The sequence below is a fragment of the Salinivibrio sp. IB872 genome (assembly GCF_001995345.1).
Taxonomy (GTDB): Bacteria; Pseudomonadota; Gammaproteobacteria; order Enterobacterales; family Vibrionaceae; genus Salinivibrio; species Salinivibrio proteolyticus.
On sequence record NZ_MUFO01000048.1, the window covers coordinates 13613 to 39646 of the forward strand.

The window sequence follows — 26034 nt, forward strand, 5'->3', positions numbered from 1 at the left end:
ATGATCTCCTTAGGATGTCTGACTCCCCATTATGTCAAAGATTGTCGTGTGAGATAACGTTTAGGAAGATCTGTGTTCGACTCTTCGCAAGGAATAGAGGTTGTGGCTCGCATGGGGGCGACACTTGACGGCGCGGCTTGATGCTCGGTGAGGGCAAATTCGATCCGATTCCGGCCACGTGCTTTTGCCTCATAAAGCGCGCCATCAGCACATTCGAATAGCTGATTTATTGTCACAGGCTGATGGCGGCGATGGATAGCGACACCCACACTGACGGTAAAGCGAATGATATGTCCTTGTTCTGTCCTGACTTGGCAGGCTTCAATTTGTCGGCGAAGCTGCAATGCGATGTGCTGAACGCGTTTAACTGAATCCCCACTCAATAACAGGATAAATTCTTCTCCGCCCGTTCTCGCGCACAAGGCGCCTTCTTGTTGCGCGATATGCTGTAAATGCTGGCTAAAAGCGATCAGGACTTGGTCACCGGCGAGATGGCCATACACGTCGTTAATACTTTTAAAGTTATCCAAGTCAGCCAATAACAAGGCGTGAACGGTATCGTCTTCAAGACGTTGAGTGGTTTGGGTCACAAAGGCACGACGATTGGGGAGTTGAGTAAGCGTGTCTTGCAAAGCCAGTTGGCACAAGGTGTACTCGAGGCGCTCGAAGCAAAGATAAATAAAGGTCACAAATTTGACGAACTCGGCCATCAAAATCATGTAGTAGATGAATATATAGCGATGGGATAGCGTGGTTTCGTTGAACGGCGTATCAAATGCAAACTGGATGCGCAGACCATATAAAATCAGTAAGATAGAAACGACACTGGTATACAAACGATAGCCAGTACGTGCGCGATAATGGCTTTTGAGCAGTATACGAAGCACCATCAGGTGTATAACCGCATAGAATAGGCAATAAAAACTGATGCGTATGGCAAGGGGCGCATCATTGACAAGGAATAATGAGTATATCCCGACAGCCAGTGTAAAGACCAACCCGCCGACACGCCACCAAGGTGGCTGCTTTTCGAGTGATTGGGTACCCCACCAAATTAAAACTTGGGCGCTCATGGCTGCTACGACACCGAGCCAAACAAGCCCTGATATCTCTGTGCTATTGCCGAGGTTATACACGGACGTGCCTGCGGAGATCAACAAGCACGCTACGCCCCACAGCTTTATATCTCTGTGTTGATTAAACTGCCAACCAATCAATAACACGGCGACCGTCAGTAACCAAAATATACTGATGCAGGCTAGTGTGAGTGTGGGTAAATGAAGGTCAAACACGTACTCGAATCCATCCGATACAACTGTCTAAGCGCCTAATGTTAGGCAATAAAAGCCTATTAGTAACGTGCTTTCGCACAATATACCAGACAAGGATGAGGCCTTTTATCGCACCACAAGGTTTTGTTGATTTTTGGTGTCTGGTCGTTCAAGACTTAGACGCCATTCTGCTGTAAAAACAGCCAAATAGCCAGAATTGCAAAGACGATCGCCATCAATTTATGCTGGTATTTCTGAACGCTAGGACGTGTGAATAAAGCGTTACCTAGACGACCAACTATCACAACAAGCAAGACATTAAACGCCAATCCGAGAATATTGAGCAATAGGCCAAGACTCAAAAGCTGCATGCCTGAGGATGCTTGGATTTGTTGCGAGATGAACTGAGGTAAAAACAGAACAAAAAAGAGTAGAGCCTTGGGGTTGAGTAAGTTGGTCATCACCGCGCGTTTATAAAGGTGTCGGCCCATCTTTTGACGATGTACCAGTGCTTCACTATTCGTTGGCGAAGCTTGCCATGTGTCGATGCTCATTTTAAGCAGATAAGCGGCGCCTACGTACTTTAAAACAGTGAGCGCCATAGGCGACATGGCGATCATCGCCGATACGCCCGTGGCAGCCAAGAGGGTCAGAATCAATCCGGATGTCGCATTCCCTAAACTTGCTGCTAACCCGACTCGCTTTCCATAACTAAGACTTGCACTAATGATAAGTAGCATGTCGGGACCGGGGATAAGAAGCAGCGCCACAACGGCCGTTAAATAAACAGGGAGCAAGGTTGGATCAATCATGGAATGCGCGTATTACTGACAAAATAAAACGCGGCATTTTACCCGCTTAAGTAAAAGGATCAACGGAAGTTCGCTATTATGATAATCATTAGTACTAAAATTAGTGTAAACAGGCGTGGAAACTTAATGTGATAAGCATAAAAAAACGCCTCTCGAAAGAGGCGTTTAATGGAAGAAAAATTGACTGAGCAATTAACTGCTTAGCGCTGCGGTTACGCGGCTTTGATGGTCGGCTTTGGGGCCGGTTTCTCAATAAAACATGCGTGTAGTGCGCAAATCGCCGCATGATAGAATTTATCCAGTACCACGTACTGTACATCCACGTCACGCATCGAAGAGTGTGCGGCTTTTGGATTAATTTCTGCGTCCAGTAGCGCGAGCATACCTCGGCTCATGGTCTGATTGGAGTCAATCCGGCTACCAATGACCGAAATCAACGCAACCATCTCGCCAGTGATCTTCGCTTTAGGATACAGCTTCTCTACGCGATTGATCACTTTGTCTTGGCTGGCGGTCTTACCATCCAAATAGTAAGTGATTGAGTTGGCGTTCATCTCTTTACTGATTAGCTGAACGTTTTCCTCACGAATAATTTCCATCACGTCGTAGCTGACGCGATCGACATGGCCAACCATTGATTGATCAAAGATATGCAGCGCTAGCACTTTATCACGACCTGCAATGATCTCGATTTCATTGTCTTTCGGACGATATTTGTGGGAAATCACTGTACCTGGATGGTCGGGTTCGAAGGTATTTTTCACCACAAGTTCGATGCCGACTGCACGCATACCTGATGCGGCATTAGGGTGAATCGCTTCCATCCCCAAGTTGGCAAGCTGATCAGCCACGTCGTAGTTGCTCAAGCCCATCGGCTGGACGCGTTCTGGACCGACGATTCGCGGATCAGCACTGCTTAAATGATACTCTTTGTGGATCACCGCGCTGCTTGCTTTGGTCAATACCGCAATACGACTGAACGTCATTTCGCTATAGCCGCGATCGTATGTTTTCATCAACCCTTCATCGCAGTATACGTAGCCGGTAACGATGGGCAGCTCATTGCTGAGATCGATATCTTCCATGGCACGAGCAATCACGGTGTTTAAATCACCCTGTGCTTCGTCGGGGTTGTCCCAGCCAGAAAGGTCAACAAACCGTGAGTTAATTCCCACGCTCTCAAGCAAAAGAGAAGAGTTGTGCGCACTGTGAGCTTCGCCAATTGACGAGAGGAACTCGCGCACTTGGGGCAAATAGCTTTCTAGAGAAAACTGCCCATAGTTACAGGTTTCGAGAATACCTTCGATGCAGCTGTGCGCCTTCTCCATACGTTGACGAATGAAGTTGTCTGCACGCTCGCGGTAAACAGGGTCTGGGAACATGTTGCTGTTAATGAGCAGCATACGTTGTTCCAACTCTTCCATGGCATCGCGCCACTTCGGATTGTTGGCGGCGAGTAGGCGATAGATACCCGGCTTGCCAGATCGCTTACACTCCAGCAATGCATCCGTGATGCCAGCATAAGCAGAAACCACAAAAATTCGGTTATAAGGGTTAGACGGGTACAAAAAGATATTATCCATGACAGCGTCGAACGCTGACATTGATGTACCGCCGATCTTTTCAACGGTATGATTCATGTGAGCTCCTTGTGGGCTTTTATGAATTGAAGTCGTCGATTGGGTTTACAGGGGCAGCATCCCGCTGCCCCAAGACGGTTAATCGACCAGGGGGTAAACACCGTTTTCGTCATGTGTCTCTTGCCCAGTAATCGGTGGGTTAAAGACACAGGCCATGACCATATCGACACCTTTATTTGCGCGAAGCTGGTGCTCGTCATGTTTGTCAAGAATGTACAGTGTGCCAGGTTTGATTGGATACACTTTACCGTCGTCGGTCGTTTCAATCTCACCTTCACCTGACATGCAATACACAGACTCCAAGTGATTCTGGTAATGGATATGCGTGTCAGTATTGGCGTAAATAGTAGTAATGTGGAATGAGAAGCCCATGTTGTCATCGCGCAACAACATACGGACACTTTCCCAATTTTCAGCCACTACGCGGCGTTCACTGTTTTGGCATTCTTCTAATGTGCGAACAATCATGTCAATCCTTTATACGTCTGTTTGTTAATGGGTGAGAGCTTTGAATTAAGACGCTTTTTTCAATTTGTCTTTTTTGTATTGCTCAACCGACTTAACAAAAATCTGCAGGCCTTTCTCCATTTCAGCTTCGCTGACTGTTAATGGTGAGAAGAATTTGATCACTTCATCATCAGGGCCAGCTGTTTCGATGATCATACCGTGCTCGAAACAAAGGCTTGTAATGGCATCAGAGATATCACCATTTTTACATGCGATACCCTGCATCAGGCCACGACCTTTGATGGTGTCGAACAGGTCACCATTTTTCGCTAAGACGTCTTTCAACACTTTATTGAGTTGATCAGCACGCGCTTGGATATGGGTTTGGAACTGATCATCTAGCCAGTAAGTTTCAATCGCTTCTGCGGCTGTCACAAACGCATGGCTGTTACCACGGAATGTACCGTTATGTTCGCCAGGTGCCCATTGATCCAGCTCAGGTTTCAGTAGAACCAGTGCCATTGGTAGGCCATAACCACCAATCGACTTCGACAAGGTCACGATATCTGGGTTGATACCTGATGGCTCGAAGCTAAAGAAGGTACCAGTACGACCACAGCCAGCTTGAATATCATCGACGATCATCAAGATGCCATGTTCTTTACAGATGCTCTCTAGGCGTTGCAGCCACTCATTAGAAGCCGCATTGAGACCACCTTCACCTTGAACGACTTCAAGCAAGACAGCAGCGGGTTTATCTCCACCTGTTAGACCGCTTGAGGCATCGTTTAGCATGGTTTCGAACAGTGTGAGACCGTCAACATCGGCATAGCCGTCATACGGAATACGTGTTACCGCGTTATTCACTGGCATACCGCCGCCACCGCGATGGTGATGATTACCGGTCACAGCGAGTGCGCCATATGTGCAGCCGTGGAAGCCGTTCGTAAATGAAACGATGTTTGGGCGACCTGTCACTTTTCGTGCCAGCTTCATCGCCGCTTCAACAGCATTTGTACCGGTTGGACCCGTGAACTGGAATTTATAGTCCAAGTTACGTGGTGCCAAGATATGCTCTTTAAATACCTCGAGAAAGCGTGCTTTTGCACCGGTGTGCATATCCAAGCCGTGGGTAATCCCATCTTTCTCGATGTACTCAATCAGCGCTTTTTTCAGCGTCGGGTTATTGTGTCCATAGTTAAGCGAACCGGCGCCAGCAAGAAAATCGAGGTAGCGCTTGCCGTCAACGCCCGTGATCCAACAGCCCTTCGCGCTTTCAAACACGACGGGGAAGTTGTTGGCGTAACATTGAACATTTGACTCCTGCGATTTAAAGATATCCATAACTCATCCTGTTATTTTTTGAGTGGAATTCGGAAAAGGTATTCGGTGTCATGTTCACCGTTAAAGTGCTCTTGTTCATCAAGGAACACTGAGCGCTGACCCCCTGTACCGTAGAGGCGGTCTACCTTTTTGAACAGCGCCCAAGATCCGGCGTTGTCTTCTGTGATCGTGGTTTCAATGAATCGGATGTCTTGTGACACTTTGCGTGCCAGTAACGCTTCGACCATTGAAAGGGCAAGCCCTTCTCCACGTGCTTTGGGCGATACGGCTACCTGCCACACAAAAAATGTGTCTGGCTGCTCTGGACGAATGTAGCCAGAGACGAAGCCGTGAATGTCGCCGTCACGCTCTGCCACAACACAGGTCTCTTTGAAGTGCGTTGCCTGTAAGAAGTTGCAGTAGGCGGAGTTCACATCCAACGGAGGGCACTGAGTGATTAATCGATAGATGTCGCCACCATCACGAATCGATGGCTTACGAAACACAAACCGCGTGCTCGGTTTTATCTGTTTACGGTCAAGGACTTCGTTTTCAAGAACTGCCGTATCTGTCGTTTTTGATCGCCACATAATTGTTTTGTTCTCTAACGAATTTGTTATATATAATTATATATAATAGGCGCTGAATTTTGTTTATCAACCCCGTATTTCGCTAATTGGTTTATCGCTGCCAAGTAAGTGGCTGATATTATTAAAATTTATTAATGTTAAAATTTTTATTAACCATAATGCTTTGATGCGTAACATTTACTGGCCTAAATGTATTGGCGGTTTTCAATCTGGTGTGACTCATGCCACAAATAAGGGGAAGCCGGCGTGAAGTTTGCCTCAATCGTTGTTGAATGCAGTGAAATAATTGGCTTAAAAAATAGACATAAAAGAGGTTTATAGATAAAAATCTAGTTATCTTGGCAGCTTGTGGACTCAATGGGGGAACTGGGCGGATTGAGGCGATTGGCTAAGAAATTCGCGATATTGTCTGTCTTCTTTTACGACGTGGTGTACCCACCAGTAACGCAAAAACTTGAAAAACTCTGAAGAGTACAGTTCAGGATCCGCCTGGCACTGAAGCAACACATAATGCGCTTGCCGTGATAAACGCTCATGGATGGCCGCATGTTGTTTGTATTTGGGATAGGCGAGATCGTGAAGAATGTCTTCTTCTAGTTGGAAGTGGGACACAATGTAGTCTCGAAACCGCTGGGCGAGATCATCAAAATCTCCTTTTTCACCATCGGCATGGTGGTACGCGATAGCCTCATAGGTGTCATTGATGATAGCCAGTAATTGCTTGTTGCTGGCATCGAGTTCTGAGTGCCCCACAGAGTATTTGTCCTGCCAACGAATAAACTTTCTGTCTTTGCTCTTTGCTGTCGCTTGTTCAGGCGTAACAGGGGGTGCTGTTGTATCAATTGTCGGGCTTGTGTCCGAAATTTTTTCGATTTTCTCTTGTTCTTCTTCAGTGAAGACAATGGCCCCATTGTGCTCAAAATCGGTCGATTTAGCTGGATCGGCCTGATACATCTCAAAGTAGTATTTTGGTGGCTTTTTGGATTTGGTATCTTTGGCTAGCTGTTGAACACGATTTTCGAGGTCTTGTTTTCTAACTGGCTTGACCATGAATGCGTCAACATCATAACGGATGCATTCGCTAATCACTGACTGAGAGGCATTTGCGGTGAGAATGATGATCGGTACATCGTGCTGTAGGTGGTAGCGACCGCTACGGATAAGCCTTAGCATTTCCAAACCATCGATAGGCTCCATCTGTAGGTCGGTGATAATTAGGCTAGGTTGTTCGTGAAAGGCTCGTGATATGGCTTCAGCGCCATCGGCCGCCGTGATAACGGATTTGATCCCTAGCGCTTGTGCCATCAAACTTATGGTATCTCGAATCATTTCATGATCATCTACCACTAAACACCGAGATAGCATACTCCCTCCTGCCAAAGCGCTAACTGTTTTAAAAGCATAGTAAACGGCGAGTTTTGCTGCAGAGTGATTTGTAGAATTTTTTATACGTTTTTGTGGGGGGTGAGAGGTTGCGCATATAAAAAAAGGCGCCTAAAAGGCGCCTTTTCTTCTTAAATCTGGTTTAGCTTACAGGCGAGTTACGTTCGCTGCCTGTGGGCCTTTTTGACCTTGCTCGATGTCGAACTCAACCTGTTGGCCTTCAGCTAGAGTGCGGAAGCCTTCACCAACGATGGCGCGGAAGTGAACGAATACGTCTGGACCGTTCTCTTGCTGGATAAAACCGAAACCTTTTTCTTCGTTAAACCACTTAACGGTACCATTAGCTTTAGACATGATGTCTCCTGAATATATTAACTAGGTGTAGCAGTGACGCGAGTGCCATTAATCGTTCTATGGGCAAATGTAGCGAATATCTTCAGGACAACTAACTTTCCAGCCAAACGGTAGGGTGTTTCGATGTTTCTATATTCAATTGCTGCATAAATTTCCGATTAGCGAAGCCGCTTAACAGCTCCAAGAGGACTACGCGTAATTTGCGCGTCAGTTTACTGTTGGCTGTGACGATGGTCGCCTTTCAGCTTTCAGTAACGTCAACCAACACGGTTGAACAGTAGCGAGAATACACGCAAAAGAATGTGAGGTAAATCTCTTTTCGCACTTTATATCCGGTTTATTTTGAGTGAATGATTGAAAGTGAGATCAAGCGCCGAGATTTTTGTCAGGGTTAAGCAAATCAATGGCGAAAACCGCGTCCTGTATTGGGACGGATGTCAAAGATGCTATCGGACGCTGTCTTTTTTCATCGACATTGACGTACTCTTAATGCTTTCTACGAGTAGCAGCGCGTTGCTGTTTGTCGATCCTCTACTGATAGGAACCCTAATGAACGAAATGGTCTCTCTTACTAGCGCGTTTAGCGTTTGGATTGTATTCGCAATCCTAGTGATTGTTTTCTTGCGTGGCTCGGTAAAGTTTGTTCCGCAAAACACCGCCTATGTGATTGAGCGTTTTGGTAAATATTACAAAACGATGGAAGCGGGCTTGAACTTTATTGTGCCTTTTATCGACCGTCTAGCCTATGAACGTACGCTAAAAGAGCAAGCGTTCGATGTGCCGAGTCAGTCGGCCATTACCCGAGACAACATCTCTCTAGTCGTAGATGGTGTACTTTATATCAAAGTGCTGGATCCTTACAAAGCTTGCTACGGTGTCGATGACTATATCTACTCCGTGACCCAACTGGCGCAAACCACAATGCGTAGTGAAGTGGGTAAGATGGAACTAGATAAGACCTTCGAAGAGCGTGAAAGCCTCAATACGGCAATCGTCTCGGCGATTAACGAAGCCGCTCAGCCTTGGGGCGTACAAGTCCTCCGCTATGAAATTAAGGATATTGATCCGCCGCGTTCAGTATTGGATGCGATGGAGCGTCAAATGAAAGCCGAACGTGAAAAACGTGCGGTGATCCTTGAGTCAGAAGGGGCGCGTCAGTCGGATATCAACGTTGCAGAAGGGCAAAAACAAGCACGCGTGCTTGCTGCAGAAGCGGAAAAGTCTGAGCAGATCTTGAAAGCGGAAGGTGAAGCGAAAGCGATTATCGCGGTCGCGGAAGCACAAGCTGAAGCGCTTGAAATTGTCGGTTCACGAGCGATCACGGAAGAAGGTCAGAAAGCCATCCAGTTAGACTTGGCAGAAAAAGCCATCAGTGCGAAAGAAGCGATCGCGAAAGAGTCTTCTGTCGTATTGCTTCCAGAGTCGGGGACTGGCGCGGCGAGTACGGTTGCTGAAGCGATGACCATTATTCAAACACTGAACAAAGTGAAAGGCTAATATGCACAACTGGTTTACCACCCATCTAGCTGAGATGACGATGATTATCGGGCTGTTACTGCTCGTGGTCGAAGTGTGGTTGCTGGGCTTATCGACCATCGTATTACTGGCGACCGGAGTTGCTGCGGTACTGGCGGGGCTGTTAGCGATGCTTGGAGTGCTGCCGGAGACTGTGACCGTGATGTTCAGCGCAACCGGGATCGGGGCTGGGCTGTTAACCGCCGCGCTGTGGCAGCCGTTAAAGCGGCTACAACGTGGTGCACGTAGTCCTGACAATACGCACAGTGACTTTATTGGTTTGACGCTGACATTGACTGAGCCGCTAACGTCCGCACATCCAGCGACAATTAAGTATTCGGGTGTCACGTGGCAGTTGGTGCTCAGTGGCAGCTGTCATGATGCGAGCTTGCAAGCAGGCGACAAAGTGCGGGTGATCGGTGTTGATGTCGGTCGCTTTACGGTAGAACCGGCCGGTGAAGCGGAGTCGAGCCACTAGGCGTTGTTTGCCATTCTGGTTTAATGGAGCCAAATAAAAAGCTCGGGCATCATGTCCCGAGCTTTTTCGCGTGATACGCGCTATGCCTAGCTAACCGAGTGCCTCGATAAGTGGAGGCGCTGTATTTAGGCTTTTTTCAGCTGTTTTTTCAGCTTTTTCAGTTTGCTTTCTTGTTTAGCAACTTTTGCTTTGGTCTTTTTGATCGATTTTTTCAGATCTTTCTTTGATGCTTTAGCCATCGGTTTTCTCCTTTCTATGTCATTGCCGGTGTTTTCGCCACCGCAATACGGCTTCAATGCCGTGGACAGGTGCCGGCAAGTTGCACCTAAAACTGTGATTATGAGCTCTTTTTTTCTTCGTGTTCTTTTAAAAATTGTTTGATAAATCGACGGATCTCTCTAGCGGCTGATGTGTCGAGATCCTCGCATTTTGACAAGAAGGCATCGCGTTGCTCACTATTGATGCGAATGAGTAACTGACTGTCTTTTTTGCTTTTTTCTTTTTTTGTCATCTGCATTTGCCTATCATTTGGATATACAATGTATATACACTTTCTACGCTTTTCCAACTAGTGTGCTTAATTTGTTATCTGTTTAGTGATCTAAACAGTTATTTGCATACAATTCGACATTGTAGCCGCGGGGCTTCGTCATCCATGCCATAAATAACAAGGAGACGAGTGGTTGAACCTGTTTAAATAGATGGCTAAATGTCTTTACTGCTAAAGAAATAATGCTTAGGGTAAGGTATCCATGGAGCAAATATTTGGGTAAGGAATTATGGAAAAAAAATACCTGAGCACGCAATTGATTCACGCGGGGCGCGACAAACGTTATACCCAACAAGGTGTGAACCCTGTGATCCAACGTGCTTCCTCCATTGTTTTTGACACGCTCGCCGACAAAAAACATGCGATTGCGCATCGACACCAGCACACCTTGTTTTATGGCCGCCGTGGCACCCAGACGCATTTTGCTCTGCAAGATGCGATGACAGAGCTCGAACAAGGTGAAGGGTGTGCGTTGTTTCCGTGTGGCGCCGCAGCCATTGCCAACAGTGTCTTGGCATTTGTGAAAACGGGCGACCATATTCTGGTGACTGGCTCGGCTTACGAGCCCACACAAGACTTTTGCCAAACTATCCTTGCCGATATGCAGATTGAGACTGAGTTTTTCGATCCGCTTGAAGGAGCCCAAATCGTTGAGCGTATTCGGCCTAATACTCGGATTGTGTTTCTCGAGTCGCCTGGGTCGTACACCATGGAAGTCCATGATACGCCAGCCATGGTGCAAGCGATTCGCGCCAAAGCCTCAGACGCGATCATTATGATGGATAACACCTGGGCTGCTGGCGTTTTATATCAGCCTTTAACACATGGGGTCGATATTTCGATCCAATCGGGCACCAAGTACATTATTGGTCACTCCGATCATATGCTCGGCACCGCGGTAGCGAATCGTCGCTGTTGGCCGCAGCTACGAGAACGTGCTTATTTGATGGGGCAAACCATTGATGCCGAGACGGCATATCAAGCGGCAAGAGGGTTGCGTACCCTAGGCGTGCGTTTAAAGCAACACCAACAAAGTGCTCTACAAATTGCGCAATGGCTAAAAGAGCAGCCAGAAGTTGCGCATGTCCTTCACCCAGCATTTTCTGATTGCCCCGGACATGTCTTTTTTGAGCGAGACTTTTCTGGTAGTAATGGCTTGTTTTCGTTTGTTTTTGACCAAAGACTTACCGATGCACAGCTGGAAGCGTTCTGTGATCATTTACAGCATTTCAGCATGGCGTACTCATGGGGTGGATTTGAGTCGTTGCTGTTGACCAATCAACCTGAACAACTCAACCGTATTCGTCCTGCTGGTAAGGTAAGTTTCAGTGGCACCTTAGTCCGTGTGCACATTGGTTTGGAAGCGGTAGAGGATTTGATCACTGACTTAGCAGCAGGCTTTGAACGCATTAAAGCGGCCCAGTAAAAGCGGATAAGCCGCCTTAAGTTGATGAAGGTGGCTTTTTGATGTCGGTTTAAGTCTGGAACTGGTCGGTCAGCGTGGTGAGTGCACTCGATTGATGGCTCAGCTGGCCACTGACGTCGCTGGTGGTATTGATGGCTTCAGTGAGTGACTGGCTGCCTTGCTTGAGCGCACGACGGCCGGCGGTGAGATGTTCAATCTCCTTGTGCTGTGAGGCCAGTGCGGCTTCCACCTCGGCACTCAACTGTTCCAAGCCTTGGAATGTGGTATGCATATCACTGAGAAAGCCTTGAAGACGAATGCTGGCTTGCTGGTTGGAGGCACTGGCCGTTTGTGTTTCTGTGAGCAGTGAACTGGCGGTATCAACTTGTCCTAAGAGATCGTTAATCCAATTGCGAATATCACCGGTCGATTGTGCCGTGCGCTGTGACAGGCCTCGGACCTCATCGGCAACGACCGCAAACCCTCGGCCATGCTCGCCGGCACGCGCGGCTTCAATGGCTGCATTTAATGCCAGTAGGTTAGTTTGCTCCGCAATCCCTTCAATCACATCCATGACTCCTGCAATTTGTTCACTGGTTTGTTTCAGTGTTGCCATGGTCGACGACACCTGCTCTACGATACCCACACTGTGTGAGATAGCGGCGTCGGTAGCCCGCATTTGTTGCTGGATCTCGTCATTATCGTGAGACACTTTGCTAATGTACTCGCGCGTATCATGAATGGCACTGGCAATTTCTGTGGTGGCACTTTCCATGACGCTGAGAGATTGGGCGACATCGTCGACTTGACGACGGGTCTGCTGGTTAATCTTTGCGACTTGTTTGCTTTGGGTATCGAGCGTGTCAGATTGACCATCTAACTCGGCGGTTCGTGATTGAATGTCAGTGACAAAATGCGAGAACTTGTCGAGTAAGTTATTAGAGGCCCGCGCGACTGCACTGACTTCATCACTGTACCTATCGGTGAGACGGGTGCTCAGATCGGAGTGCTGGTCAATATCTGTTAAGGCATTAGCAATATGATCCAAGCGAACCACCACAGTTTTGCGCAACCATGTCATCAATACCAATGCCAAGAGTAAGGTGGCGCCACAACCAATATACACGGTATGGGCTTGTTGGTTTAGAAAGGTGATCAGCCCGCTTGCAGAGTGTTTCGCATGAGCTTGTCTTTCGGTCAGCTTCTCGTTGATAGCGAGCAGCATAGGATCAACGGCCGGATACATATCAAAGTCGACCAATCTCCCTGCATCATAGAAGCTTTTGGCCGCGATGGTTTTTTCTAGCTGGGCGAGATAGTCATCGAATGCCTGTTTATCGGCTTGATGCTTCGCGCGCCAGGTTGCGAGCGACGGAGAGTGAGAGAGTGCTTGCCAGCTTTGCTGATAGTTTTGATGAAGTTGTTCAAACTGCGGCTGAATTTCATTCCAGAACAGCAACTGTGCTTTGATTTTTTGCGATAAGTTGACCAAGTTGCGATGATCGCGTTCCAGCGCGAGCAACGCCCAGACTTCAGGCAGCTGCTGATTGACATACTCCGAAGAGGCTTGCGCAGAGCGGGATGAAATCCACAGCGATAAGCTTCCTAGCCCAATCGTGGATGCAATAAAGAGGGAAAATGCGATTAACAGTCGCTGTCGTACACTCATGTTGTTTCCTACCAACTACTCATGTTCGGATGAGGGGCAGGTTAGGCAGCGACTGTTGCAGGGGAATGACACCTGTCTCAATAGTGTGATTTGCGACTGATATCACTGTTTAGTTTAATGAACACAGCGGCTAATCCAATAGCCGCTGTCACCGGTTAACTCGCAATCGCGGGCGAGTCAGGATCCTTTGTGGAGGCGGCTTTCTCGCTGAGAATCGTGGCAACCGTTTGGCGCGAAAGGTGGCCAATCAACTCCCCTTCTTTATCAAAAACAGGAAGCGGCCATTTCGATGCCAGCGTGTCTGGGATCACTTGTTCAAGCAAGGAGTCTTGGTCGATAGCAGGCACATCTTCAATCATGCTGGCATCAATTTGTGTACTGGGATCAGCTTTACTGAGCGCTTTTTCGCTCAGTGTGCCCTGATAGCCATCATCGGTGACATAATAGCCATAGCTGGCTTTCTGTTGACGCATTTGCGTGATGGCATCGCCAATGGTATTGGCGCTTATGCGACAAATCTGCGGCTGCATCACCGTCTCCACCGTGAGTGCGCGAGCGCGATTCACATCTTTGACAAAGGCTTCCACATAGTCATCTGCTGGACGCAATAGAATATCGACGGGCTCACCAACCTGTACGAGTTTACCATCGCGCAAAATCGCAATGCGATCGCCCAAGCGTAAGGCTTCATCCAGATCATGCGTAATAAACACAATGGTCTTATGGAGCTTCTCTTGTAACTCAATCAATTGATCTTGCATCTCGCTGCGAATAAGCGGGTCCAGCGCAGAGAAGGCTTCGTCCATGAGCAATATATCGGCATCGGTACATAAAGCACGCGCGAGTCCTACTCGTTGCTGTTGGCCCCCTGACAATTGCGCAGGGTATTGGTCCGCGTAACCCTCCAAACCAACGGTTGATAACCACTGTTGGGCTGTGGCATCACGATCCTTTTTGGCCACGCCTTGAATGTGTAATCCAAACGCGACATTTTCTTTAACGGTACGGTGCGGTAATAAGCCAAATCGTTGAAAGACCATCGACATTTTATGACGGCGGAATTGCTGCAACTCTTGTTGAGAGAACTGCATAATATCCGTGCCCTCAATGCGAATCGCGCCCTCGGTAGGATCAATCAGACGGTTAAAGTGACGGATAAGGGTCGACTTCCCTGACCCCGATAGGCCCATGATCACGAAGACTTCACCGCGTCGAATCGAGAGGTTGATATCGCTTAACCCAATGGTATGCCCAGTTTGCTGAAGCAAGTCATCTTTGCTTTTTCCGTCTTTCACACTGGCCATCACTTTGTGAGGGTGTTTACCAAACACCTTGTACAGGCCTTCAATTTCAATCAGCGTGTCATGGGTTGGCTCAGTCATGCTCACTTCCTTTTAAATGCTGCTGCGCACGTTTGGCGTAGCTTTGTGAAACGCGGTCAAAAATGATGGCGAGCGCGACAATGGCTAAACCGTTCAGAAGACCTAGGGTAAAGTATTGATTAGTAATGGATTTGAGAACGGGTTGTCCCAAGCCTGCCACACCAATCATGGATGCGATAACAACCATGGCCAAGGCCATCATGATGGTTTGGTTAATACCGGCCATAATGGTGGGCATTGCCAAGGGGAGCTGAACTTGAAAAAGCCGCTGCATGCCGCTGGCACCGTAGGCGGTAGCGGCTTCGAGAACATCTTTATCGACCAATCGGATGCCTAAATTGGTCAATCGGATCACCGGCGGAATGGCATAAATCACCACGGCAATGACGCCGGGAATTTTCCCGATCCCAAGCAACATGACTACTGGAATTAGATAGACGAATGCCGGCATGGTTTGCATCACATCCAAAAGTGGCGTGACAATCGCTTGGGTACGGTCTGACTTCGACATGGCTATCCCAATCGGTACACCGACACCAATAGCGAGCAGGGTACAGACGAGAATAATACTCATGGTGCTCATGGTATCTTCCCACATCCCTAAATACCCGATGGCAGTGAATGCGACCACCACGGCCAGAGGCAGCTTCCAAGAGCGGCTGGCGAGATAGGCAATGCCGGCCAGAATTGCGATCACCAACCACCACGGTGTCGACAGTAACAAATCTTCGAACCAAACCAGAAAGTTAAGTAAGGGGTCGAAAAAAGACTCGATAGATTCGCCGTATTCACGGGAGAAGCTGCGATAGGCACCGTCGAGGGTTTTACGTATTTCAAGCAGATCTCGTCTGCTCATTTCAGGCACATCAGTTAGCCATGAATTTGCCATTTTCAGGGGGTTCCTTTACTGCGGGGAAAGCGCAGCGCAGCCAAAGACTGCGCTGAGTGAGGTTAAAGTGCATTGTTGATTTTATCGGCGACATCGTCGGACACCCATGATGTCCAGATCTCAGGGTGCTCAATTAAAAAGTGTGTCATGGCATATTCGCCATCGGCCTGGTTTTCTTCCATCCAGGCAGCAGTGTATTCATTTGATCGTTAGTAAAGCCTCGTGTTTCTAGATAAGCCACGGCGTCTGGTGCACGCTTTGCGAATCGTTCGGTGATCACGGTATCAACATCAGCTGCGGGATACATAGTGACCCTTGGGTTGAGACAGTCATTTGCGGTCACACATTGTTTGTAGTGATCAATATCGGTGCCGGATTCAAAGTCTATTTTGACCATGTCATATTTGCCGAGCACGGCCGTGGGCGCCCAGTAATACCCGAACCAAGGTTCTTGGCGTTCATAAGCTTTGGCGATCGAACCCGCTAAGCCAGCGCCAGAGCCCGGGTCAACCATTTCAAAGCCGCTATCGGCAAGGTTGAGGGCGCGAAAGAGGTTGGTTGACGTGATTTGGCAATTCCAACCGGCGGGGCAGCCATAGAATGCAGATTTAGAGGGGTCTTCAGGGTGAGTAAATAGTTCGGCATTAGCCTTCACCCCCGAAATGGTTTTCAGCTCAGGGTAGTCATCGACGAGATATTGCGGCACCCAGAATCCTTCTTCACCGCCGTCAATCAAGGCTTTGCCTGCATAGCGAATCCGACCCTCGTCGATGCCACGTTGCAGCCCTTCACGCATTGAGTTGCTCCAAAATTCCGGCGCAATATCGGGCTCTCCTTTTTCGACCATCGAGGTACCGGTCGGCATGGTGTCACCCGGCACCAGCTCTGCATCACATCCGTAACCATGCTCGAGAATAAAACGGTCGATATTGGCAATTAAGCTTGCAGAGTTCCAGTTCATATCGGCAATGGTCACTTTGCCACAGGTGTGATCATCCGCATTCACAGGTAGCGCGCCTACCGCTAACAGGCTGGCGGCAATGATTCGCTTGTACATAGTGCTTCCCTTCTTCTTTTACACGCATTCCCAATAATATTAGACCACTAACCAAATTGTTAGTGCATGGCACGTCAGATGGATCATGATGTGCCGCGGGCTCGGTCGAAATTACCACAAGCATCGGTAAAAGAAGTAGAAGGCTTCGCATGGCGCTGACCTGCGCTTATTTGATCAACGATAAAAAGCGTTTGAAGTCGTCGCCACCGGCTTGTTGTTGCCACTCGAATAATAAAGACTCAACCACGGTTATCCATGCACCATGTTGTTGCATCATGCTCAGGCCTGCTTGATGGTGGTTGGCATGGCACGAAGACGTCGCGTCGACTGCCACGTGAACATGATAATGAGCACGTAAGAGGTCGCAAGCGGTTTGGTAGACACAAATGTGCGTTTCGATGCCACATAAAATCACTTGTTTACGGTTGAGCGTTGTTAGTTGTTGCTGCACATCGGGATGGGCGTATGCGCTGAAGGTTTGCTTCGCAATCGGAGTGTTATCAGGCAATAGCGCGGAGAGCGATGGAGAAGTTGGGCCGAGTTTATCTGGCAATTGCTCCATCCAAATAACGGGCACATCAAAATGCTGACAGGCGCGAAGCAGTTGCGCGGTCTTTTGGTGTAGCGCATCGCTATTTACCACTTTTTGCGCCAGCTTTCCTTGTACGTCAATCAGAATGACGACAGCATTTTCTGTATTTATCATCACACTATCCTTTTGTTTTCACGAAGTAATAAGCGTAGCAGGACGGATTTTCTCTCGCCGAGGTCCATCGCACAAGTTATTATCATTACATAAAGATACTTGATATAAATCAATTGGAGCACTAATATATCTTCATATTAAGATAAATGAGGGCAAGGTATGCATTATTTGATTGCGGTGTTGGCACCGATTTTTTGGGGGAGTACCTACTCCGCTGTGGCACTGTTCTTGGCAGATCTGTCTCCCTATTGGATGGCAGTATGGCGCGCATTGCCAGCAGGCCTGCTGATGCTATTGATTAGTCGTCGAGGCTTACCGTTGAGCGTGCCGCGCATGCTCGCGGTGAGCTTTTTTAATATCGCCGCGTTCTTTTTGTTGTTATTTGTGGCCGCCTATCGTTTACCGGGTGCAGTCGCTGGGACGTTAGGAGCGACCTTACCGCTCGTATTGATGTTGTTGCAGTGGTTAACGGAAGGGAAACGCCCTCAGTTAAAGATGTTGATGTTGGCACTGCTCGGTTTGGCTGGGGTGGGGCTGCTCCTTAACCCTTCTACCGACATTGATTGGGTTGGTGCAGGGGCGATGTTAGCCGCCACCGTTTTTGTCGCGCAGTCGACCCTGTGGATGAAGCGCTGGGAGGCCAAAGATATCTTTGGTTTAACCGCGTGGCAGTTAGTCATTGGTGGCGTGATGTTGATCCCGTTTGCGTGGTTGCTGGCAGGACCGCCACAGGCAATCAGCCTCCAAGCCGTTCCGGGTTTGATCTGGGTAATTGTGTTGAATACCGCGGTAGGTTACTGGGCTTATATACGCTCGATTACCGTGTTAGGCCCCAATCGCCAGTCGATCATTATGTTTTTGAACCCACTGACTGCTGTCACCCTTGGGGTCTTGTGGGTTAATGAAACACTTCAACCCATGCAATGGGTCGGTATTGGATTGATCCTTGCTTCTTTGGTATGGATGAAATGGTCTGATCGAGGCGCACGACCTGTGGTGAAACAAGCCGTAGAAGCCTCTGTCAGTTAACCGTTAATAACGATAGTGGACTGTCCATGACACATAGCTGTAGGTGTCGTCAGTCGCTTGTTGATAGTCTTTACTGTGCAGCGCAACGCTCACGTCAGTGCCCCAGCGCGGTTGGTAATAAGCGAAACCGGCCGCGGCACTGGCTTGCCAATGGGTCATTTCAATGTCTGCGTTTTCGGGGGGCTTATCGCCATTAATGGTGATGTCATTGGCGCGGTATCGACCTTGCACCGCGGTGTAAAGAAATGCGCCTTGGGTGCTGGCATCAAACATTCGGCTGTTAAGGTGGCGACCGGGCTCAAAACTGATCCCACCATAGGAGTTCGCTAAGTCTAGTCCGATGCGATAGCTGAGCCCGGCGGATACTTCACTGCGAAAGTTACCAATATCTGCGCGACCAGATACGCCCCACTCTTGATATTCGCTCCGATGAAGAAGCTGGTGGCGTTCATAGGCAAACTGTGCCACCGGCGTATTTCGCACCTGATAGTCCCATCCTTTGGGGTCCGGTGAGTCGATAAGCTTGTGCACATAAGATTGCCCTTTTTCGGTCAAAGAGGCAGGCCCCACGATGCCAAACAATACTGACCATTTATCGACGCGTTCAGGCGTTTGCTGATACACACCTGGCTCGATGAAAATTAGCCCCGCGTAGGGACGCTCGTTAGGTTGCGGTGTGGTGAAGGTGATGTCATTCGGTGTCCACATCATCTGGCCGATGTCTAGACTCCAAGCTTGACGGGCCTCTGGGTGTAAAGGCAGTTGCTCTGCAAACCAACGTAGCGGCGCCACCGATGTGGCGGTGACATGGTCAGACCAATCACTGTGCCAATGGGCATATACGCCACTGGTATATTGATTATCTTCGCCGAGCGGGCTGTCATTTTCGATCGTTACGCCAAACCCTGCTGCATGGCCGAGTGTGGGAAGCACGAGCAGGGCTAAAGCGGTTCGACGAATTAGGGGCAGCGATGTCATTAACGTCCTCATTGGCTTGCATCTTGATGGCGACAGAATCAGTATGAAGAAAAACTGAGTATTACTCTATGGCACGCTCGTCAGTATCGAGTGAAATATGAGTAAGGCCTCCATCAATAACGAAAAGGGATCGTCAAGATGTCAGTGTTTGTCAGTGCGCAGTGGTTAACGTCGCGATTAGAATCGGTTGTCCCCGTAGATGCTAGTTGGTTTATGCCCGACGTGGCACGCGATAGCTATCAGGAGTGGCAGCAGCGCCGTTTACCCGGTGCCATATTCTTTGATTTTGATGGCGCTATTAAAGATACCCAATCGACGTTACCTCATATGTTACCCAGTGCTGAGGAATTTGCGAGACACATGGGCAAACTCGGCATCGCGCCACAAGATACCTTGGTGGTCTATGATACCCAAGGCCTGTTTTCTGCCGCCCGTGTGTGGTGGATGTGTAAAGTCATGGGCCATGAAAATGTCTTTATTTTAGATGGTGGACTGCCGGCTTGGCTGGCACAAGATGGACCTTTGGAAGAGTCGGCCGCGCCCCCCCGTGTCGAAGCAACATATGTGTCGAGCTTCAAACCTTATCGCTACATAGATGGAGAAACACTGGCGGCAAAACTGGCGGCTGTGAATGTGATTGATGTCCGTCCAGCGGCACGGTTTAACGGGACGGTGCCAGAGCCAAGAGACGGTGTGCGTGCAGGGCATATGCCGGGCGCAAAGAACTTGCCGTTTGCTAGCCTTACTGACCAACAAGGCTTTGTGATTGATCAAACAGAAGCCAGACGCCTCGTGCTTCCGTTACTCAGTGATACACGTCTTAATGTTGCAAGCTGTGGGTCTGGCGTGACGGCTTGCATTTTCGCCGCAGTGGCCGAGCATTACTTTGGCTACCCGATTGCTGTCTACGATGGGTCATGGACAGAGTGGGGTAGCCATAAAACATGGCCGGTGACTAAGGAAGCCAGTACGGCCTAATTGCCCGCTCAGGGCGTTGTCAGTGCCATGTGTGGCGATTGACTCGCGACGTAGCCGGCATTGGCAAACGCTTGCTGGCCTTGCTCAGACAGCAAGTAATCATAAAAGCCGTTAGCGGCGGATGACAGTGGCGCGGTTTTGCGCAAGATCACAAAAGGACGCGCCAACTTATAGCGCCCATCAGCGATGGCGGCCAAGGTTGGTGCTTGACCATCCACCGATAGCGGTTTGATGCCTGCATCGACCGAGCCCAGCGAGACATAGCCGATAGCATGAGGGTTCTTGGCCACTAGGGTTTTCACCATGCTATTGCTATTCACCACCATTAAGCGTGGACTCACTCCCGACACTGTCTCACCTTTCACGACCTTGGTCAGGTCGAGTAAGGTTTCAAACGAAAAGCGCGATCCCGAGGCTGACTCACGGGACACCGCGGCGATTTCACGATCTGCTCCCCCGAGTGCTTGCCAGTTTTTAATCTCTCCCAAATAGATCTTCCGAATTTGCGCTTGGGTCAGGGCCGTGACGGGATTGCTGGGATGAACCACCAAGGCAATGCCATCATAGGCCAGAATATCGGTGGTGAGATCGGGAGCCATTTCTTCTTGTTTTAAATACCGCGAACTCATGCCCATGGGTGCAATCCCTTGTTTGACTGCAGCAATGCCCGCGGCCGAGCCCGTTCCTTGTACCTGAATGACCACATCATGGTCGCGCTGATAGCGCTCGGCAATCACTTCCATCACATGGCTCACAGACGTTGAACCCGTGATAGTGACTGGTGGCGCGGCGATCGCGAGTTGGCTGATGCAAAGGAAGAGGAAAGAAAAAAGTGTGTGTTTAAACATGGGTTAACGTCCTGTTGCGATAAAGAGGCAACGGATTCTATGACAATGATGTGTCATTCCAGTGACAACGTGAGCCAAAACCATACTGAGTTAACAAGATCAAAGCGTTCCTGATGCTTTAACCATCAGCTTCTTCGAGCGACTACACAATATTGACTTTAAGGTGATCTGTGTCACTATTTGATATCTGCATCAATGATATATCCATACATTACTTAAAATTTACTTACACATTAGTTTATTTATTGTGCGCTTGTTCAGCGTGTTGATGGCAGCCTTGGATGGGCTTGCCATGCTTTATGTAGAAGCAGGAAGCCGCCTTATCACCGCGAGAGGCCGCTCAGACTGAAACCAAATCAGAATGCGGGAGTGTCACTTGTCTCAAAACCTCGCCACCGTCAGCCGCCGTGCGCTATTGCCTGAGCGCATTTCTCAACTTATTGATGCCCTGTCCAGTGGCGTCTATGAACGTGAACATACGATCAAAATGTGTTTGCTCGCCGCGCTTGCTGGCGAAAGTGTGTTCTTGTTGGGGCCACCGGGCATCGCCAAGAGTTTTATTGCCAAACGTCTAATCGATGCGTTTGAAAACAGCCAGTTCTTTGAGTATCTAATGACCCGCTTCTCCACCCCTGAAGAAGTTTTTGGGCCGTTATCCATTCAAGCGCTAAAGGATGAAGGTAAATATGTTCGTCTCACCGAGGGCTATCTGCCCAACGCCGATGTGGTGTTCCTCGATGAGATTTGGAAAGCTGGTCCGGCGATCCTCAACACGCTATTAACTGTGGTCAATGAGCGTACGTTTCGTAATGGCGAGCATGTTTATCCGGTTCCCATGCGGCTTCTCGTCACGGCCTCGAACGAGCTTCCTGAGCCTGATAGTGGGCTAGATGCTTTGTATGACCGAATGCTTCTGCGGGTATTTGTTAACCGTATTCAAGAGAAGAAGAATTTTAAACTGATGCTCACTGAGCCGAGCCAAGATGAAACCTCGGTGCCGGATAAAATTAAAATTGGTCATGAGGAGTATCAGCAATGGCAAAGCATTATTCCTAGCCTTTCTTTGCCCGATGCGATTTTTGACAAGCTCTATACCTTAAAGCAGAGGCTCGAGCAGGCGGGCGAAGACAGTCCAAACTTCAATCCAGCCGAATTATACGTGTCGGATCGCCGCTGGAAAAAAGCGGTTCGCCTCTTAAAGGCGGCGGCGTTCTTTAACGGACGTGATGAAGTCGGACCGCTCGACTTACTGCTACTCGAAGACTGTCTCTGGCACAGCCCTGAATCGCGCGACGTGGTACAGGATGTGATGCGTCGGTTTGCGGCTGAGATTTTGTTCGATCAGCAAGAAGCTTTAGCGTTAATGGATGATGTGAAAGTGGCCTTGCGTGACATAGAGCAAAGCACGGTCGAGGCGCTCGCTTACCAGCAAGACAGCGCAAGTTCGAGCTTACGAAAGCCCACCATTGATATCAGCAAAGCCCCACGTTTTAGCGTCAATCAAAGTCGCGACCTCGTCCGCTTTGTGCTGCTCACTGCCAACCCGTCGGTCTCGGAGCAAGAAAAGGGCGATAGTCGCTGGATATACCTCGATGCGGCTGATGTGGAGAAGAAGCTCAAGCCCGGTAGCACGGATCTTTATGGCTACGTCAACAAAAACACCCATTTGTGTCGCCTCACGTTAGAGTGGGACGCACAGGGCATGCTGGTGGTCAAAGACATTGCCAATCGTGCTGTGCCAGTTGCACTGGCGGGGGTGAATAACCCAGACGCCGAACAGCTTGACACCTGGCACGCGCAAACCGACCAAGCGCTTGAACAATTAAATCAGGCGCAGTTTCTTATTCGTCGCGCCCGTAGTCAGCTAAATGCAGGCCTACCGCATCTTTTTGCCCAGCCAGAGTTACTGGAAGTCGCATCTGCGAGCTTGATGGATGCCGAGCGGGATGTAAAAGCGCACATGGCCACGCTAGAACAGCAAGCGCGCCGTTTACGTCGTCTCGATACGTTTTTTACTGGAGCGGACGATGCTTAGCGCGGAAAGCTTAAACATGGGCTTGATGTTGGCGGAATCCGGCTTGCTTGATGCGGCAATGACCGAGTTGATGTCGYACCCCCAGTTACTGCTTCTCACTGAGCGCAGCCCTGCGATCAAACGTGCGGTACAAAAACAGCTCGATAAATGGCGAGGTCACACCAAGCGCAAACTCATGCAGCAAGGGTTGTCACCGGCCCTGAAGCAAGAAATTCAGTTGTATGAGCAAGCGACAGAGAAGTCGGCACGTGCCTTTGAGTCCGATATTCAAACACTCCTTGCTGATTTGGAGCCGGTCTCCTCGTTTCACGCGCAAGCGTCATCATTGGCGGCACAACAGGCTGAACATCCTGACCCAATGTTTCAATCGTATTTTTGCAATAAATGGCATGCGCATTTAAAGGCAGAAATCCACGCGTTACAGTCGGAAAATTTGGAAGCCCAAAAAGAGAAGCTTTTAGACGATCTTTACCGTCGTATTGCAACCTATCAAACGATGGATGGTGTCGATCAATCCGGTGATATCAGTAAAGTGGGCCGGTTGTGGGATATGGCCGCGAGCCATTTGTCTCAACATGACGTGACCTTACTGAAACGTTTTGTCACTTTCCTAGAGAAAAATCCTGATCTTCAAGCGATTGCGGAGCAATTGGGACGGATGGCGAATCAAATCAGTGCCAGTGGCCCCAGCCAGCAACCGACTGAAACCTTAAAAACAGTGCCAGAGCGACAAGTTGACGTTCCTGATGATATTACGGGTATTTGTCAAAGCGACCGTGTTGATCGCTTACTTCCTAATGAAGCGGTGCTGCTTTCAGATCCTGCCCTCGAAGTGGTGTTTTATAAGCAATTGGTGGATAAACAGCTACTGAACTATCAATTGTCGGGGAAGGCGCATCGTCGCCAAAAGGTAGAAACCAATGCACCGAGTCAGTCTAAGCCTGAGCAGATAAAAGGCCCATTTATTATAGCGGTCGATGCCTCTGGCTCCATGAGTGGCTTTCCGGAACAATGTGCAAAAGCCTTGGCGTATGTATTAATGCGTATCGCCGCCACCGAGCATCGTGACTGCTACGTGATGCTGTTTTCCACTGACCATATTAGCTATGAGCTGACTGGCGAACAGGGGCTACAAGAAGCGATGAGCTTTCTTTCATACCGTTTTCATGGTGGTACCGATATGGCGCCAGTGATTGATAAAGCGCTCGATTTAATGGCAGGTGACCGGTACCAAAATGCTGATCTGGTGGTGGTGTCTGATTTTATCGCGCCCAAACAATCGGATGCGATGATCGAAAAAGTGAACGCACTGAAAGCGCAGCAAAATCGATTTCACGCCGTGAGCCTGTCTAAATACGGTAATCCAGAGCTGATGGCGATGTTTGATCACTGTTGGCGCTATCAGCCATCCTTAGCCGGGCGCTTAGTTAACCAATGGTGGCCGGGTAAACGCGATCACTGAGCGGACGCAGACGGTGCTTTTTTCGCCGATGTTTTTCTTGCCTGCTTAAGATAACGCCACAGTTTCGCGCCAAGTACGGAAATGGTTAGCCCAACCACGATCAATCCTGCCCCCACCCATTCGATGGGTGATAATCGCTCACCCAGACCTATCGAGGCGGCACTCATTCCCACAATAGGGATTAACAACGCGAACGGTGTGACCGACGCTGAGGTATGTTGATTTAATAGCCAGCCCCACAAAGCAAAGGCCACCAAGGTAGAAATGTAGCCGACGTAAGCGATGGATAACCAGCCAGATAGCGGTGTAGCTTGCAGCAATTGGAGCGGATGTTGGCTCTCCAGTAAATAGGATAGGGCGAAGAGTGGCAGGGGAGGGATCAAGCTCACCCATACCATAAAATGCATTAGATTCACGCCCGGCATCTGTTTCATCACCAGATTGGCAATGGCCCAGAAAAACGCCGCGGCGACGATCATCGTCACACCTGTGAGGGTGGCGCTACCTGTGGTGGTAAGAAAGAAAAGTGCAAACCCAGACAGGGCAATGAAAAGCCCCAGTCCTTGCGCGCGAGTGACGACTTCGCGCAGTAACACCGCACTCAGTAAGATGGTAAATATCACCTGCGCTTGCAACAGCAAAGACGCAATCCCTGCCGATGCGTCGGCGTCCATCGCCACAAAGAGCAGGCTGAATTTAATCACGCCAAGGCTGAGCCCGACGGTCAATAACTGCCACAGTGGGACGCGAGGACGTGGGACAAACAATACCGCGGGGATAGCAACAATTAAAAAGCGCAACCCAGAGAAAAGAATTGGCGGCAGTGTGTGTAAGCCTACCTTGATGACAGAGAAATTTACGCCCCAAATAACGACCACGGTCAGAGCGAGTGCGATACTTTTTGCGTTCATACCTAATTCCTTGGCAATACTGGCGTTAGGCTAGCATGTAAATGTCATAACCCCTAATTGTTAGACAGCCATGCCAATAAATTAGATCTGTTGATGGGGCCATCACGAAAAAAGGCGCCTAGAGGGCGCCTCAGATTGCTGACGAACCCCGCCTTTTTAGGCGGGGTTCTTTTTGATAAGCGGCCGTAGGCCGCGATCGCGATATTTTTTGTTAGAGAGTGGTCGTTACCGACCAACGCCTAAATTGGCGGATAGAAGCCAGTATTTGCCTTATATCCGCCATGTTAAAGCCACATTTTCTTAGATAGCTCACCACTAACGC

23 protein-coding genes and 1 pseudogene are annotated in these 26034 nt (G+C 49.1%); 7 read left to right on the forward strand and 17 right to left on the reverse strand.

Annotated elements, in window-relative coordinates; genetic code table 11:
• Positions 1–29: 29 nt before the first annotated feature.
• The 8 genes from BZJ18_RS14720 to cspE all read right to left on the reverse strand — a co-directional run bounded on the left by BZJ18_RS14720 (position 30) and on the right by cspE (position 7820).
• Positions 30–1292, reverse strand: a complete 1263-nt coding sequence (locus BZJ18_RS14720; RefSeq protein ID WP_077457888.1) for a GGDEF domain-containing protein — start codon at positions 1290–1292, stop codon at positions 30–32.
• A gap of 155 nt (positions 1293–1447) precedes the next feature.
• On the reverse strand, positions 1448–2083 hold the full coding sequence (locus tag BZJ18_RS14725; protein ID WP_077457890.1) for a LysE family translocator: 636 nt from the start codon (positions 2081–2083) through the stop codon (positions 1448–1450).
• Between the two features lie 212 nt (positions 2084–2295).
• Positions 2296–3723 (reverse strand): aspartate kinase, encoded by a 1428-nt coding sequence (locus BZJ18_RS14730; protein ID WP_069589806.1) that lies wholly within the window; start codon positions 3721–3723, stop codon positions 2296–2298.
• A 78-nt stretch (positions 3724–3801) separates the two neighbouring features.
• Entirely contained in the window at positions 3802–4191 is a 390-nt protein-coding gene (locus BZJ18_RS14735) for an ectoine synthase (RefSeq protein WP_077457892.1), read from the reverse strand.
• Positions 4192–4236: 45 nt separating this feature from the next.
• On the reverse strand, positions 4237–5514 hold the full coding sequence (gene ectB / locus BZJ18_RS14740; protein ID WP_077457894.1) for a diaminobutyrate--2-oxoglutarate transaminase: 1278 nt from the start codon (positions 5512–5514) through the stop codon (positions 4237–4239).
• An 11-nt stretch (positions 5515–5525) separates the two neighbouring features.
• Positions 5526–6083: a diaminobutyrate acetyltransferase gene (ectA, locus tag BZJ18_RS14745; protein ID WP_077457896.1), complete on the reverse strand. Its 558-nt coding sequence runs from the start codon at positions 6081–6083 to the stop codon at positions 5526–5528.
• 354 nt (positions 6084–6437) lie between these two features.
• Positions 6438–7448 carry a bacteriohemerythrin gene (locus tag BZJ18_RS14750; RefSeq protein WP_077457898.1) on the reverse strand — a complete coding sequence of 337 codons (1011 nt, stop codon included), beginning with the start codon at positions 7446–7448 and terminating at the stop codon, positions 6438–6440.
• Positions 7449–7613: 165 nt separating this feature from the next.
• The gene (gene cspE, locus BZJ18_RS14755; RefSeq protein ID WP_069589811.1) at positions 7614–7820 is read right to left on the reverse strand and encodes a transcription antiterminator/RNA stability regulator CspE; all 207 of its coding nucleotides are present in this window, start codon (positions 7818–7820) and stop codon (positions 7614–7616) included.
• Between the two features lie 549 nt (positions 7821–8369).
• On the opposite strand from cspE, the gene BZJ18_RS14760 reads away from it, so the two are divergent.
• Complete coding sequence (locus BZJ18_RS14760) at positions 8370–9317, forward strand: slipin family protein (RefSeq protein WP_077457900.1); 948 nt, start codon at positions 8370–8372, stop codon at positions 9315–9317.
• Position 9318: 1 nt separating this feature from the next.
• On the forward strand, positions 9319–9813 hold the full coding sequence (locus BZJ18_RS14765) for an NfeD family protein (RefSeq protein ID WP_069589814.1): 495 nt from the start codon (positions 9319–9321) through the stop codon (positions 9811–9813).
• Positions 9814–10150: 337 nt separating this feature from the next.
• On the opposite strand, the gene BZJ18_RS17410 is transcribed toward BZJ18_RS14765, so the two are convergent.
• The gene (locus BZJ18_RS17410) at positions 10151–10324 is read right to left on the reverse strand and encodes a hypothetical protein (RefSeq protein ID WP_167370411.1); all 174 of its coding nucleotides are present in this window, start codon (positions 10322–10324) and stop codon (positions 10151–10153) included.
• Positions 10325–10592: 268 nt separating this feature from the next.
• Here BZJ18_RS17410 and metC point away from each other — a divergent pair, with 268 nt between their 5' ends.
• On the forward strand, positions 10593–11789 hold the full coding sequence (gene metC / locus BZJ18_RS14775; RefSeq protein ID WP_077457902.1) for a cystathionine beta-lyase: 1197 nt from the start codon (positions 10593–10595) through the stop codon (positions 11787–11789).
• A gap of 49 nt (positions 11790–11838) precedes the next feature.
• On the opposite strand, the gene BZJ18_RS14780 is transcribed toward metC, so the two are convergent.
• The 5 genes and pseudogenes from BZJ18_RS14780 to BZJ18_RS14800 all read right to left on the reverse strand — a co-directional run bounded on the left by BZJ18_RS14780 (position 11839) and on the right by BZJ18_RS14800 (position 17471).
• Positions 11839–13437, reverse strand: coding sequence for a methyl-accepting chemotaxis protein (locus BZJ18_RS14780; RefSeq protein WP_077457904.1), 1599 nt, complete (start codon positions 13435–13437; stop codon positions 11839–11841).
• Between the two features lie 155 nt (positions 13438–13592).
• Complete coding sequence (locus tag BZJ18_RS14785; protein WP_077457906.1) at positions 13593–14819, reverse strand: quaternary amine ABC transporter ATP-binding protein; 1227 nt, start codon at positions 14817–14819, stop codon at positions 13593–13595.
• A complete protein-coding gene (locus tag BZJ18_RS14790) occupies positions 14812–15708 on the reverse strand; it encodes an ABC transporter permease (RefSeq protein ID WP_077457908.1) in 897 nt (298 codons plus the stop codon). The genes BZJ18_RS14785 and BZJ18_RS14790 overlap by 8 nt, the downstream gene beginning before the upstream one ends.
• A 62-nt stretch (positions 15709–15770) precedes the next feature.
• Positions 15771–16765 (reverse strand): annotated as a pseudogene (locus BZJ18_RS14795) (ABC transporter substrate-binding protein).
• Between the two features lie 166 nt (positions 16766–16931).
• The gene (locus BZJ18_RS14800; RefSeq protein WP_069589827.1) at positions 16932–17471 is read right to left on the reverse strand and encodes a hydrolase; all 540 of its coding nucleotides are present in this window, start codon (positions 17469–17471) and stop codon (positions 16932–16934) included.
• 159 nt (positions 17472–17630) lie between these two features.
• On the opposite strand from BZJ18_RS14800, the gene BZJ18_RS14805 reads away from it, so the two are divergent.
• Positions 17631–18500 (forward strand): DMT family transporter, encoded by an 870-nt coding sequence (locus BZJ18_RS14805; RefSeq protein WP_077457910.1) that lies wholly within the window; start codon positions 17631–17633, stop codon positions 18498–18500.
• Between the two features lie 3 nt (positions 18501–18503).
• Here the strand turns inward: BZJ18_RS14805 and BZJ18_RS14810 are convergent, their stop codons facing one another.
• Positions 18504–19478 (reverse strand): lipid A deacylase LpxR family protein, encoded by a 975-nt coding sequence (locus tag BZJ18_RS14810; RefSeq protein WP_158011296.1) that lies wholly within the window; start codon positions 19476–19478, stop codon positions 18504–18506.
• 138 nt (positions 19479–19616) lie between these two features.
• Here BZJ18_RS14810 and BZJ18_RS14815 point away from each other — a divergent pair, with 138 nt between their 5' ends.
• Entirely contained in the window at positions 19617–20456 is an 840-nt protein-coding gene (locus tag BZJ18_RS14815) for a sulfurtransferase (protein ID WP_077457914.1), read from the forward strand.
• Between the two features lie 8 nt (positions 20457–20464).
• Here BZJ18_RS14815 and BZJ18_RS14820 read toward each other — a convergent pair whose 3' ends face one another.
• Positions 20465–21304, reverse strand: a complete 840-nt coding sequence (locus tag BZJ18_RS14820; RefSeq protein ID WP_069589834.1) for a phosphate ABC transporter substrate-binding protein — start codon at positions 21302–21304, stop codon at positions 20465–20467.
• 361 nt (positions 21305–21665) lie between these two features.
• On the opposite strand from BZJ18_RS14820, the gene BZJ18_RS14825 reads away from it, so the two are divergent.
• Positions 21666–23339, forward strand: coding sequence for an AAA family ATPase (locus BZJ18_RS14825; protein ID WP_108743161.1), 1674 nt, complete (start codon positions 21666–21668; stop codon positions 23337–23339).
• Positions 23332–24801 (forward strand): ATPase RavA stimulator ViaA, encoded by a 1470-nt coding sequence (gene viaA, locus BZJ18_RS14830; protein ID WP_077457918.1) that lies wholly within the window; start codon positions 23332–23334, stop codon positions 24799–24801. Before BZJ18_RS14825 ends, viaA begins: the two co-directional genes overlap by 8 nt.
• On the opposite strand, the gene BZJ18_RS14835 is transcribed toward viaA, so the two are convergent.
• Positions 24795–25712, reverse strand: a complete 918-nt coding sequence (locus tag BZJ18_RS14835) for an EamA family transporter (protein WP_077457920.1) — start codon at positions 25710–25712, stop codon at positions 24795–24797. The two genes, viaA and BZJ18_RS14835, sit on opposite strands and share 7 nt — an antisense overlap.
• Positions 25713–26034: the final 322 nt, after the last annotated feature.

What these genes read in the sequence shown, in the direction of transcription:
- BZJ18_RS17410 (WP_167370411.1), bottom strand. Translation starts at nt 10,324, where the DNA reads ATGACAAAAAAAGAAAAAAGCAAAAAAGACAGTCAGTTACTCATTCGC.
- ectB (WP_077457894.1), bottom strand. Translation starts at nt 5,514, where the DNA reads ATGGATATCTTTAAATCGCAGGAGTCAAATGTTCAATGTTACGCCAAC.
- metC (WP_077457902.1), top strand. Translation starts at nt 10,593, where the DNA reads ATGGAAAAAAAATACCTGAGCACGCAATTGATTCACGCGGGGCGCGAC.
- BZJ18_RS14800 (WP_069589827.1), bottom strand. Translation starts at nt 17,471, where the DNA reads ATGATAAATACAGAAAATGCTGTCGTCATTCTGATTGACGTACAAGGA.
- cspE (WP_069589811.1), bottom strand. Translation starts at nt 7,820, where the DNA reads ATGTCTAAAGCTAATGGTACCGTTAAGTGGTTTAACGAAGAAAAAGGT.
- BZJ18_RS14725 (WP_077457890.1), bottom strand. Translation starts at nt 2,083, where the DNA reads ATGATTGATCCAACCTTGCTCCCTGTTTATTTAACGGCCGTTGTGGCG.
- BZJ18_RS14750 (WP_077457898.1), bottom strand. Translation starts at nt 7,448, where the DNA reads ATGCTATCTCGGTGTTTAGTGGTAGATGATCATGAAATGATTCGAGAT.
- BZJ18_RS14760 (WP_077457900.1), top strand. Translation starts at nt 8,370, where the DNA reads ATGAACGAAATGGTCTCTCTTACTAGCGCGTTTAGCGTTTGGATTGTA.
- BZJ18_RS14810 (WP_158011296.1), bottom strand. Translation starts at nt 19,478, where the DNA reads ATGACATCGCTGCCCCTAATTCGTCGAACCGCTTTAGCCCTGCTCGTG.
- BZJ18_RS14765 (WP_069589814.1), top strand. Translation starts at nt 9,319, where the DNA reads ATGCACAACTGGTTTACCACCCATCTAGCTGAGATGACGATGATTATC.
- BZJ18_RS14820 (WP_069589834.1), bottom strand. Translation starts at nt 21,304, where the DNA reads ATGTTTAAACACACACTTTTTTCTTTCCTCTTCCTTTGCATCAGCCAA.
- BZJ18_RS14835 (WP_077457920.1), bottom strand. Translation starts at nt 25,712, where the DNA reads ATGAACGCAAAAAGTATCGCACTCGCTCTGACCGTGGTCGTTATTTGG.
- BZJ18_RS14805 (WP_077457910.1), top strand. Translation starts at nt 17,631, where the DNA reads ATGCATTATTTGATTGCGGTGTTGGCACCGATTTTTTGGGGGAGTACC.
- BZJ18_RS14730 (WP_069589806.1), bottom strand. Translation starts at nt 3,723, where the DNA reads ATGAATCATACCGTTGAAAAGATCGGCGGTACATCAATGTCAGCGTTC.
- BZJ18_RS14780 (WP_077457904.1), bottom strand. Translation starts at nt 13,437, where the DNA reads ATGAGTGTACGACAGCGACTGTTAATCGCATTTTCCCTCTTTATTGCA.
- BZJ18_RS14785 (WP_077457906.1), bottom strand. Translation starts at nt 14,819, where the DNA reads ATGACTGAGCCAACCCATGACACGCTGATTGAAATTGAAGGCCTGTAC.
- BZJ18_RS14825 (WP_108743161.1), top strand. Translation starts at nt 21,666, where the DNA reads ATGCGGGAGTGTCACTTGTCTCAAAACCTCGCCACCGTCAGCCGCCGT.
- BZJ18_RS14790 (WP_077457908.1), bottom strand. Translation starts at nt 15,708, where the DNA reads ATGGCAAATTCATGGCTAACTGATGTGCCTGAAATGAGCAGACGAGAT.
- ectA (WP_077457896.1), bottom strand. Translation starts at nt 6,083, where the DNA reads ATGTGGCGATCAAAAACGACAGATACGGCAGTTCTTGAAAACGAAGTC.
- BZJ18_RS14735 (WP_077457892.1), bottom strand. Translation starts at nt 4,191, where the DNA reads ATGATTGTTCGCACATTAGAAGAATGCCAAAACAGTGAACGCCGCGTA.
- BZJ18_RS14815 (WP_077457914.1), top strand. Translation starts at nt 19,617, where the DNA reads ATGTCAGTGTTTGTCAGTGCGCAGTGGTTAACGTCGCGATTAGAATCG.